Genomic DNA, 10796 nt, shown 5'->3' on the forward strand with positions numbered 1-10796 from the left:
CGCTCAGCTCCGTCGTGCCTGGCCTGCGGCCGGGCATCCCCTTCCTCTCCGATGTTCCTCCCGGACCGGTCCGGCTTGCCGGACATCTCGATCACGTGACTCGAAGCCGTTCACCCGGTCGAGTGAGCCCGCCTCGGGAGCGCCCCCGGCGCAGGTGGAATCAGGACAAATCGACGACGGATGCCGGGCCGGTAGCGAGCAGCGATGCCGGGAGGCGCAGCCGGTCCGCGTCGGCGCTGCCCGGTTCGGCCGTCCAGATCAGCACGCCCGGACCCGGTGCTCCGGGCAGGGGACACGTGTCCCGGTCCAGGACGATGTCGCCGGCCTCGGGGACCCGGAAGGTGAGTGCTTGGCCGTGGTGGAGGACCGCTGCAAGGCCCCTGGGTCGCGCATCTACCCACTCGGAGCCTGACGAGACGCAGTTGCGGAAGTGGTGACGCTTTGCGTGATCAATTGGTGACACTGCCTGGCTCGGGCCGCTATGGCACCGTCCAACGCAGCGAGTTCAGCGAGGTACCGAGCCAGCTTGGCCACCACGGGAGCAGCGGCATCTGACAGGAACATCTCGGTGGCCACTGCCACGTCGGTCTCGGGCTCCAGGATAAGCGTCCGGAACAAGGGGAAGGTGACGGCAGCGTCGTCGTCCGGGGGAGAGCTGAGGACTTCGATCCAGCCTTCCAGACAGGCTGCAGGACCCGACGTCACCGTGTCCAGCATCGTCAGCTCGAACCGGTGTTCCGCATCATGCGGATCAAGAGCGATAGCCCGCCCGAGGTCGTCGCGAGCCAGGACGTAGTTGCCGACCCGCCGGTGCGCAGTGCCGCGTGCGGCCAGTGCCCAGTCGAGGCTGGGGTTGAGTTCGAGTGCGGCGGTCAGGTCGGTGACGGCCTTGTCGTAGCGGGCCGCTTGCAGGTGCGCTGTGCCGCGTGCGGCCAGTGCCCAGTCGAGGCTGGGGGCGAGGTCGAGTGCGGCGGTCAGGTCGGTGACGGCGTCGTCGTAGCGTCCCGCCTGTCGGAAGGCAGTGCCGCGTTGGGCGAGTGGGAGAGCGATTGTGGGGTTGAGTTCGAGTGCGGCGGTCAGGTCGGTGACGGCCTTGTCGTAGTGTCCCGCCTGCCGGTGTGCGATGCCGCGTTCGGTCAGTGCCCAGTCGAGGGTGGGGTTGAGTTCGAGTGCGGCGGTCAGGTCGGTGACGGCGTCGTCGTAGCGTCCCGTCCGCCGGTGTGCGATGCCGCGTTGGGCGAGTGGGACGGCGTCGGTGGAGTTGAGTTCGAGTGCGGCGGTCAGGTCGGTGACGGCGTCCTCGAAACGTTCTGCCAGCAGGTGTGCGATGCCGCGTTCGGCCAGTGCCCAGTCGAGGGTGGGGTTGAGTTCGAGTGCGGCGGTCAGGTCGGTGACGGCGTCCTCGAAACGTTCTGCCAGCAGGTGTGCGATACCGCGTTGGGCGAGTGGGACGGCGTCGGTGGGGTCGAGGTCGAGTGCGGCGGTCAGGTCGGTGACGGCGTCGTCATGGCGTCCCGTCTGCCAGTACGCGATGCCGCGTTGGACCAGTGAGACGGCGTCGTTGGGGTTGGGTTCGAGTGCGGCGGTCAGGTCGGTGACGGCGTCCTCGAAACGTTCTGCCAGCCGGTGTGCGATGCCGCGTTCGGCCAGTGCCCAGTCGAGGGTGGGGTCGAGATCGAGTGCGGCGGTCAGGTCGGTGACGGCATCGTCATGGCGTCCCGCCTGCCGGTGGGTCTGCCCGCGGGATCCCAGGGCCCAGGCATCCGCGGGGTCGAGGTCGAGTGCAGCGGTGAAGTCGGCGATGGCGTCGTCATAACGTTCCAACCCCCGGTGGGCTTCGCCGCGTCGCGCCCTCGCCCAGGCATTGGAGGGGTCGAGCCGGAGGGCTTCGGTGAGGTCGCTGAGTGCCTGGTCGAGGTGATCGAGCCAGCGGTGGACGTTGCCGCGGTATGCCCAGGCGCGGGAGTTGTGAGGATCTGCTGCGAGGGCACGGTCGAGTTCGAGGACGGCTTCGTCGTCCCGGTCGTCGAGGAAGAGCTGGTGCCCCCGGTAGCTGTGTGCCCAGGCCTGGACGGTGCGGCTGAGATGACCGTGGCGCAGCAAGGCGGTGAGCACCGTGAGGGTGGGATGATCACTGGCGGCGGCGTGGTGGAGGCGTTCGGACCAGGACGTCAGAGCGGGGTCCGTGGTGTCCTTGGCCGCTTGGCCGAAGGAGTCCAGCCACTGGCGCAGGACTTCGGCGCCCTCGCCGGCCGCGTGGACGGCCAGTTCCAGCGCGCCCGCCAGCTCCACTGCGGGGCGGGCGCACAGCCGGTGGTAGGTCTCGGCCAGCCGGTGCTGGCGCCACTGCTGCTCGCCCCACCGCTTCGCATCGGGCAGCCCCGCCTCGATCCCGGTGCGCCAGGTGGTGTGGGCGTCGGCGAGCCGGAGGTGCGCTGCCTCCCAGCGCTGGGGGGAGTGGGCTCGCTGCTGGCGCACCATGCTCGCGCGTACCACCGCGTGGTACTGCTTGAAGTCACCGCGGCCGCTGACGAAGGGCTGCCTGCACAGCCATTCCCAGGAGCCGCGGCCTTCTTGCGGTGCCGCGGCGGTGAAGACGTCCTCGTTGAGCTGCGGTGCGAGGGCGCAGCTCAGGACGGTCTCGCGGTGTCCGGGGTCGGGGATCCACTGTACGAAGCGTTCCACGGCCTGGTCCACCACGTCCCCGCCCGCGTTCACGTCCTCGACGGTCGCCGGCTGGGCCAGGGCCAGCAGGGCGACGAGCAGCGGCAGACCCATCGACAGCTGCCACACCGCCTCCACCACCGCGGGCTCGGTGATGCCACGTGTGGCGAGCAGGGTACGGGTCTCGGCCTCGGTGAACACGTCCAGAGGGATGTCCTGCACGTCCTCCCGCAGGACCGCCCACTCCCGTTCGGCCAGCGCGTCACGGCCGGCCAGTACCACCATGACGTTGAGAGGGAGAGGGCCGAAGGCGTCCGCCAGCACATCGCGCAGCCATTCGTCCAGGTAGCGGGCGGTCTCCTCCCACGTGTCGAGGAACAGCACCACCCAGCGGTGGCGGTCGCACAGCCGGCCGAGTTCCGTGATGAAGGCCCGCGTCAGTGTGGCTGTGTCCCTTTCGCGTCCCCGGCGTCCTCGTGCCCGCACGCCGGCCCGCAGCCGGTCCAGGCCCTGGGCTGCCGTATCCGGGTTCGTCATCGCGGTGACGACCCCGGCGCCGGGGATCAGTGACGCCGCCCCCAGGGCGGCCTGGGCCACCACCCGGCTGGACACCGACGTCCCACCGTCTCCCGCCGGAGCACTCGCCGGCGCGGCTTCCGCGGCTGCTTCCTGGTCCCGGCGGTACTGATCCGCCGCCCTGTCGAACTCCTTCAGCGGACCGTCCTGCCGCGCCAGTTGCCGGGCCAGCTCTTCCAGCGCCTGCGGCACGCTGTGTACATCGCCTTCGTCCACCACCGCTGTCACCGCGCCAGCCCGCCGGGCGGTCTCCTGCCACTGCCGCAGCAGCGTGGACTTCCCCACCCCGCCCACTCCCCGGACATGGAACAGGTAAGCGGCCGGATCCGTCTCCGACTCCGGATCCTTCGCCAAGTTCTCGGAGAACTGGGACAACTGAGCCCGACGGCCGAAGAACTGCGAGCGCGCCCGTCGACGGTTCACCTCGCCACGCGACCGGCCCTGACGCCCCGTCCCCGCCATCTCCCCGTCCCCTCACCTCAACTGCCGTACCTGTCCCTGAACGAACCCGGACAACGCTGGGCTGAAGACCCGCAGCACGGGAAGGCACGACTGCTCTCGCTGACTCTTACGGTCCGGAGAGTGATGGCGCAAGCCGAACCCAGGACATGCCAGGGGCGGCGGCTGGTCGCTCGACGACGACCTCACCACCGGGAAACTGCGGTACTCGCCCTCGATTGCCGGCGCATGTCCGGTTGTGGAGCGGGCGCTCAAACCAACGGCGCGCCATACGCCGGCCCGCGCTCGGCGCCCCGCGGATCCACGCGGGTCCGGTGAACGTTGTCGGGTGCCATCGACGTGAACGTGGCTGAGCACCAGCCCACGCCGGAGAGTCGCGGCAGGCGAAGGCAAGGGCTCCGCTCACGAGCGGCGTGGCGTACGTTCCTCCGCTCTTCCATGAACTCCGCTGCTCCGCAGGCGGGGTCGGGAACGGGGGCGCACTTCCCTGGTCGGCATGGAATGGCCGGAAATCGCGGGGCCACGGTCCGGCACCGTGCCGGCTGCGGGAACGTCGGGGATACTCCTGCTCCCGTAGGACATGTCACGGCGTGTGTCGAACGGGGAATCTCCATGCAACGGCTCAGGTACGTCCTCGCGGGAGTCGTCACAGCGGGTCTGCTCAGCTCTTGCGTCAGCGGCTCGGGGCACGGTGACGGAACGGGAGAGACCCACAAGCCCCCGGCCGGCGCGGGGAAGAGCGGACCCGCGCCCCACGGTCAGTCCGCGCCCCGTCACCGCCTGTCCGTGCCCAGCGTGTACGACACCTCCCACGGCTGGGAATCGGACATGATGGGCACCCATCTCTTCCTCCCGCACTCCGCGGCCGTCGCCGTCTTCCAACCGGCCGCGAACCACGGCGATTTCACCCTCATGGACGCGGCCACCGGCACAACGAAGTGGACGAAAAAGGTCGAAGGCGTCGGCATGATGTCGGCCCTGGTGACGACCGAGCAGGGTCAGGACTACCTCGTGGCCACGTCGTCCGGCACGAAGGGTGAGGACGCGGTCAGAAAAGGCCGGGACGTCACGACCCTCGACATCTTCAGCGCCAAGGACGCGGCCTCCGGAGCTGTCACGCCGGCGCGCCATCTCGAACTGCCGGGCGAGGGCACGGTCACCGACGGGGGCGGCGGCCTGCTGGTGCGGTTCGGCGACGAGAGCATTGCGACGGTGGATCCGGCCACCGGGGCGACGAAGTCCTTCGACCTGACGAAGACGAAGCCGCCGGCCGACGAGTGCCATCTGTGCTTCGCGTCGACCAAGGCCGTCGCGGTGACCTCGCGAGGACCGCTGCTCGCCACGGACGAGCAGCCCAAGGCCCACTACTGGGTTCCCGGCAATTGGTCGGGCGGCGCCCTGACCACCGACTCCGAGAACAAGCTCTTCATGACCCCGGTCGGCACCGCCCTGTTCGCCCTGTGGCACGACGACGGGGCCAGGCAGGACACCCTCGCCGTCCTGGACCCCGCGACCGGCAAGGTACGGGCGAAGGTGAACTGCACGGCGCACGGCTTCCAACGGAACGAGGACGCCGCCAAGAGCGCGTCGCTGTCCGCGAACGGGCGCTACCTCGTCCAGGACGACGCCGCCTTCGACCTGGAGAAGGGCACCGGCCGCTGCTTCGGGGACACCGCGCAGACCAAGGCCGTCGATCTCGACGGCGTGACCGACGACGGCACCGCCTTCGGCAGCACCCTCCCGGTGGACGACTCGGAGGAACGGTCCCCGGTGGTCGTGGACATCGCCACCGGAACGGTCAGGGCCGACCGGTACGAGGTGACGCCGTTCGGTGACTTCGCCGGCCACGGCCTCTTCCTCTACAACGCCGACAGATCGGACACAAACCTGGAGGACTACAAGGTGGTCGCCTACCGGCACGCCCGGTGAGCCGATCGAACCGAGCGAGGTGCAGCCGATCTCCCGGCACACCCGGTGGCGACCCGGTCGCTGCAGTTCATCGGCCAGGACGCCTTCCAGCGCGGCTACGGCACCCCGGACAGATCATGTCCGGCGGGGCCTGTGTCCGCGAGGGTCACACCGGGAGCCGATCCGGCCGAGGAGCGCGGCCAGTTCGGCGGACGCGGACAGGAACGGCGCATGGCCGGTATTCAGTTGTTCGACGCGCCCGGCGCGGGCGGACATCCGCTCCTGCGATGCGGGTGGGAGTGCCCTGTCGCGCTCGCAGAGCGCATACGTGGAGGGCACCGTCCGCCACCCTGCCCGGGTCACCCGCTGCGGGAAGGAGCGTCGGCTCTGCGTGACGAGCCGGCCGACGGCCTCCTCGGCCTGCCCGTCGGGCAGGTCCCCGAACAGCGGCGGCGCGCATGCAGCGCGGCTGCCCTCACGCGCAGACGGGTCCTCGGACTGACGACCTCGGGATGGGAGAGGTCAGAACCGCTGGGGGCCAGTTCTGGGTGCGCACCGGATTCCCTGTCAGCTCAGATGCCGGGTGAAGAACTTCAGTGAGCTGTCCACTTCGAACGACGGCACGTCCTCGTGCCTGCCGGTGTTGGCGTGCAGTGTCTTCTCAGGTGAGGCCAGCGCGTCGAACAACGCCAGGCTCTGGTCCCGCGGAACCATCTGGTCGTCCCACTGGACCAGGAACTGCACCGGTACGGTGACCCGCGCGGCGTCCTGGGCCAGCCCGTGCACGCCGAGCAGGCCCAGCACTGCGGCTCGGATCCGGGGTTCCGCGGCGATGAGCGGTATGCCCAGCCCGCAGCCCATCGACATACCGCAGTAGCCCACCGGTCCGACGCCGACCTGGCCGAGGTTCTGGACCGCGGTCAGGACCGCCTGCCAATCCGCGACGGCCTGACCGGCCAGATGGCTGTGCATGTCGGCGACCAGCGCGCCCGGGTTCTCACCGGCGGCCATGCCGGCCCGCATGCCGGCCAGGAGCCGGCCGAACTCCTCGTCCTGGGGCCGGTCGCCGTGATGGGGCGCGTCGATCGCGACGACCGCGAAGCCGTCGGCGGCGTAGCAGCGGGCGCGGGACACGTTGCCGGGGGCCGTCTTGTGCTGCCCGCCGCCGTGGCCCAGCAGAATGAGGGGACGGGTACCAGAGGCGTCGTCGGGCGTCCACAGCACGCCGGGGATCTCGCCGACGGTGAAGAACTGTTCGGTGACGCCGTCCGATGACGTCCGGGAGGTGAAGCGCATCAGCCGTTCAGGCCTTTCGGGATGCCTTGTGCGGGCGCTCCCAGGCCATGCGAAGGAGGGAGCCCCGACCTGTCACAGCGTTGATCGGTCTCACCTCCTTGGACTCGCGGTGGTGCACGGCGGCGCCGAACGTATCACAGAGATCAACACCCGCTCCCCGCCGGGGCGAAGGGTGCCTGATGCGGCACTGGTCCAGGATCCCCGGGGCGGTGTCGGGCCGGCCGTGGGCACACGCCGGGACCAGCCGGCGCGAGGCCTCGACCGCCTGCTGCCGGGTGACCGGACGGCACCGGCTGCTCTCGGCCGCTGCCCAGCATTCACTGGTGTGCACGGCGTCGGCGTTCGTGCGGTCGAGCCCGTAGCGCACACGCACTCGGGCGATGGCGGCCGCGTCTCCGCGCCCGGGCGCCGTTCTGCCTCGCGTCGCTCTTCCGCCGCGATCCAGCCGCCGGTCTGGGGCGAGGGCCCCTGGCGCCTGCTGGACCACCATGTGCACGGCGTAACGGAGCAGCTGCAGCCGCGACGGATGCTCGTTCCTGTGTTCGATTATGGCAGGTGCGCTGCTGATCACCTCACTGCCGTGCGCCGAGGCGGGTGAACTCATACAGGCCGCTTCTGCGCCGCCCCTGGCTGCCGCCTCGCCGTTCCCGCTCTTCACCCCCGGTCGGAGCCCGGGGCCGCAGTCTGTCGCAGGGCGACCGCGCCCCTTTCCGGCCTGGGCGTGGGTGCCGCGGGGGAGGGGGTACTCGTGAGGTCGTCGAGGAGTGGAAAGGGCACAGCAGGGGCTGTGGGAGGAAGCGGCGCGCCGTCGGGGGACCGGACGTCCGGCGAGGAGATCCAGGACTGTGACGCAGAGCAGTGCGGAGTCGCTGGTGTGGCTGATGCAGGCCAGTCACACGGTCACCTTCGAGCAGCTGCCCCAGCTGATCGCTGATCACGCCGCCTCGGTGGGCATGCACGACGTGGCACTGTTTCTGGTGGATGTCCGGGAGACGGTGCTGCGCGAGGTCACGGGGCGGGGGCCGGCTGCGGGGGACGGCGGGCTGGAGTTCACCGTTTCGGGCAGTCTGCCGGGCCAGGCCTATCAGCGTGTGGAGGTGATCCGTGAACATGTAGGGGGCCGGGTGGGTGAGGGTGTGCGGCGGCGGTGGTGGGTGGCCGTCACCGACGGTGTGGAACGGCTGGGGGTGCTGCGGGCCGACACCGACAGCGACACCGAACGCGTGCGGCGGGCTGTGAGCGATCTGGCGTCGATGGCGGCCCTGCTGCTGCTGAGCAAGCGGTCGTTCAGTGATTCCTATGCGCGTCTGGTGCGTACCGAGGCGATGAACGTGGCGGCGGAGATGCAGTGGAATCTGACTCCGCCGCCCGCATACGCCGGGCACGACGCGACCGTCGGCGCGGTGATGGAGCCCGCCTACCAGGTCGGCGGGGACGCCTTCGACTACGCCGTGGCCGGCTCCACCCTGCATCTGGGCGTCTTCGACGCCATGGGACACGACACCACCGCCGGCATCACGGCCAACGTCGCTGTCGCGGCCTGCCGCAACGCCCGCCGCCAGGGGGCCACGCTCGCCAGGACCAGCCAGGAAGTGGAACAGGCCCTGATCGAGCAGTTCGACGGACGCCGCTACGTCACCGGGATCCTGGCCGACCTGGACATGGAGACCGGCAGGCTGACGTGGGTCAACCGCGGCGACCATCTGCCGATCCTGATCCGTGACAGCCGCTGGATCACCGACCTGTCCTGTCCCCCGGCCGGTCCCATGGGAGCCGACCTGGGCCTGTCCGTCACCGTGGCCACCGAGCAGCTGGAGCCCGGTGACCGACTGCTGCTGTACACGGACGGCATCGTCGAAGCCCGCGACAGACACGGAACGGAGTTCGGACGGGACCGTTTCGTCGACTTCATCCGCCGCCATCACTCCGGCCGGCACACCCTGCACGAGACCCTGCGCCGGCTGATGGCCGCCGTCATGGAACACCACGACGGCAAGCTCGACGACGACGCCACGGTCCTGCTCACCGAATGGCGCGGCGGCCACCAGCGCGAGCTGACCCCCTGAAGCGCCGCGCACGCGGAAGGAAACGGAGATGAGCACCGATCAGCCGCCCGCCCCCCGAGAACAAGAGCGCGCCCCGCACGTCGATGTGCACCGCACTCGTGCCGGCCGCCATCTGGTCACGTTCCGAGGGGACCTCGATCTGCACACCGCTCCTCTCCTGGCCGACACCCTGCAGCCACTGCTGGCCACCGAGGGTCACAGCGTGCTCCTGGACCTGTCCGGCGTCACCTTCCTGGACTCCACCGGCCTGACGTGCCTGATCGCGGCCTACCGCACCGCCAGAACCACCGGTGCCCGCCTGGCGCTGATCGCGCCCGGTGAACGCGTGCGCCACATGCTGGCTCTGACCGGCGCGGACCAGGTCCTGCACAGCTACCCGACCCCCGATGCGGCACCCGGCTGACCGCCCCGCCCCGGCGATCACATCAGCGGGCCCCGAGGGCCTCGGGCCGGGATGAGGTCTGCGGGAGGCGGAGGATCAGCTCCCTGGACACGGGCGCCGGCGGTCGCGGGAACGGCCGCGCGTTCGGTCGCCACTGCGTTCCTCGCGGTGCTCGTCGTGTCGTCGTCGCCGTGGCGCGCCGACGGCAGTTGTGCCGCTCACCTTCCGGCGGTCCGCACAACTGCCGTGTCCCGGACGGGGTTCCGAGCGCACTGTGCCGCCACCACCTCGAGAGCCGGCCTGCGGCCTCACCTGCCTCCGCCGTCCGCGGACCTCATTCTGAAACGCTCAGTTGGCGGGGGCCTGAGTCGCTAGGGGTAACCGGCTCGGGACCGGCGTCGAGTGCGGCGAGCACGGCGTCGCCGTTCGCCCTCGCCCCCTCGGTCAGCGCTCACCCGATCACGCAGCCGTCCCGGACAGCAAGCTCAGCGGCAGTTCGGTCGTGTAGCGGCATCCTGCCGTACTTCGAGTGGGCGATGCGACGATCTTCCAGAGGGTGATGCGACGATGGTTCCGTGTACGGGGCAGGCAGTTCAGGTCAACTCTTCGGCGTGTTGCCGGGTCTGTGTCGACTGTGCAGCGATCGATGTCGGCCAGAGACAAGTCCGCACCGCAATCATGGGTGGATCCGAGGAGAGCCGGAGAGCCCAGGCGACAGCGGGGATCGCAGCTCTGCCGTGGGGTCCGCTCGGGCATGTCGCGCGGCGAAACGGGGCATCCGTGGCTCGATAGCGGGGGTGTCCGGTCGAAGACCCGCGATGGTGTCCGCAGAGTGTGGGGCAGGGAAGCTGACAGTGTGTGCAGTCTGTCGTGGTGTCAGCAAACTTCGGGAATGTCGATCACCGCAGGTCGTGGCTCTGTTGTGGGGAGACGGTTGCGGTCCGGCAACTCGTCGTATGGGGCACGGACCCGCGTGTCTCCGAGGAGAGCGCGTATGCTAGTGGACCCATGGACCCTTTGTGAGCCGTTTACTAAATCAACATAGCTTTCGAGCACAAAGATGACTACATTTGGATCATGCGAATCACTCTCGCATGACCCGGGGGGGGATGAGTACTCGTGTGTGACCTCGCCAAGGGCGCTCGCGTCCTCGGCCGCTACGTCTCATACGGGTAACGGCCGCATAGAAGACGATAGCAGGTATAGTATGAAATGGACTATTACGGTCGAAACGTACGGAGGCGCTGACGAGGAACCGGCGACGATCACTGCAGTGATGCAGAGCGTTCCCGGCGGACCGCCACGGATAGTCGAACTGGTGGTCAGAGCCTCGGAGCAGGGCGCGATCCCCCCCAGAGGAGCACTCGACATCGACTTCGAGATGCTGGCTCAGGCGGTGAGCGGGGTCGCTGCTGTGCCCTCCTCCCTCTCCGAGAGCGGATCGG

Annotated in this window: 7 protein-coding genes and 1 pseudogene; 3 read left to right on the forward strand and 5 right to left on the reverse strand. The window is 69.6% G+C overall.

All coding sequences use genetic code 11. The annotated features are described in order from the left end of the window. Nucleotides 1-160 precede the first annotated feature (160 nt). Both AC6I72_RS37555 and AC6I72_RS37560 read right to left on the reverse strand, forming a co-directional pair. Nucleotides 161-463: an MmyB family transcriptional regulator gene (locus AC6I72_RS37555; protein WP_498006284.1), complete on the reverse strand. Its 303-nt coding sequence runs from the start codon at nucleotides 461-463 to the stop codon at nucleotides 161-163. Further along, nucleotides 394-3525 (reverse strand): tetratricopeptide repeat protein, encoded by a 3132-nt coding sequence (locus AC6I72_RS37560; protein WP_498006286.1) that lies wholly within the window; start codon nucleotides 3523-3525, stop codon nucleotides 394-396. The genes AC6I72_RS37555 and AC6I72_RS37560 overlap by 70 nt, the downstream gene beginning before the upstream one ends. A gap of 786 nt (nucleotides 3526-4311) precedes the next feature. On the opposite strand from AC6I72_RS37560, the gene AC6I72_RS37565 reads away from it, so the two are divergent. Then, nucleotides 4312-5628 carry a hypothetical protein gene (locus AC6I72_RS37565; protein ID WP_498006288.1) on the forward strand — a complete coding sequence of 439 codons (1317 nt, stop codon included), beginning with the start codon at nucleotides 4312-4314 and terminating at the stop codon, nucleotides 5626-5628. 114 nt (nucleotides 5629-5742) lie between these two features. On the opposite strand, the pseudogene AC6I72_RS37570 reads toward AC6I72_RS37565, so the two are convergent. The 3 genes and pseudogenes from AC6I72_RS37570 to AC6I72_RS37580 all read right to left on the reverse strand — a co-directional run. Further along, a pseudogene (locus AC6I72_RS37570) lies at nucleotides 5743-6057 on the reverse strand (alpha/beta fold hydrolase); the annotation flags it as partial. Between the two features lie 117 nt (nucleotides 6058-6174). Then, nucleotides 6175-6903 carry a dienelactone hydrolase family protein gene (locus tag AC6I72_RS37575; protein ID WP_498006290.1) on the reverse strand — a complete coding sequence of 243 codons (729 nt, stop codon included), beginning with the start codon at nucleotides 6901-6903 and terminating at the stop codon, nucleotides 6175-6177. 7 nt (nucleotides 6904-6910) lie between these two features. After that, a complete protein-coding gene (locus tag AC6I72_RS37580) occupies nucleotides 6911-7507 on the reverse strand; it encodes a DUF6233 domain-containing protein (RefSeq protein ID WP_498006291.1) in 597 nt (198 codons plus the stop codon). Between the two features lie 277 nt (nucleotides 7508-7784). On the opposite strand from AC6I72_RS37580, the gene AC6I72_RS37585 reads away from it, so the two are divergent. Then, on the forward strand, nucleotides 7785-8969 hold the full coding sequence (locus tag AC6I72_RS37585) for a PP2C family protein-serine/threonine phosphatase (RefSeq protein ID WP_498006472.1): 1185 nt from the start codon (nucleotides 7785-7787) through the stop codon (nucleotides 8967-8969). Nucleotides 8970-8997: 28 nt separating this feature from the next. Further along, nucleotides 8998-9372, forward strand: a complete 375-nt coding sequence (locus AC6I72_RS37590; RefSeq protein ID WP_498006292.1) for an STAS domain-containing protein — start codon at nucleotides 8998-9000, stop codon at nucleotides 9370-9372. The last annotated feature ends 1424 nt before the right edge of the window (nucleotides 9373-10796 follow it).

The sequence above is a fragment of the Streptomyces sp. Xyl84 genome, assembly GCF_059731885.1.

Bases quoted from the DNA above. Each gene is read 5' to 3' on its own strand.
- AC6I72_RS37565 (WP_498006288.1), top strand. From the start codon at position 4,312: ATGCAACGGCTCAGGTACGTCCTCGCGGGAGTCGTCACAGCGGGTCTG.
- AC6I72_RS37575 (WP_498006290.1), bottom strand. From the start codon at position 6,903: ATGCGCTTCACCTCCCGGACGTCATCGGACGGCGTCACCGAACAGTTC.
- AC6I72_RS37580 (WP_498006291.1), bottom strand. From the start codon at position 7,507: ATGAGTTCACCCGCCTCGGCGCACGGCAGTGAGGTGATCAGCAGCGCA.
- AC6I72_RS37585 (WP_498006472.1), top strand. From the start codon at position 7,785: ATGCAGGCCAGTCACACGGTCACCTTCGAGCAGCTGCCCCAGCTGATC.
- AC6I72_RS37590 (WP_498006292.1), top strand. From the start codon at position 8,998: ATGAGCACCGATCAGCCGCCCGCCCCCCGAGAACAAGAGCGCGCCCCG.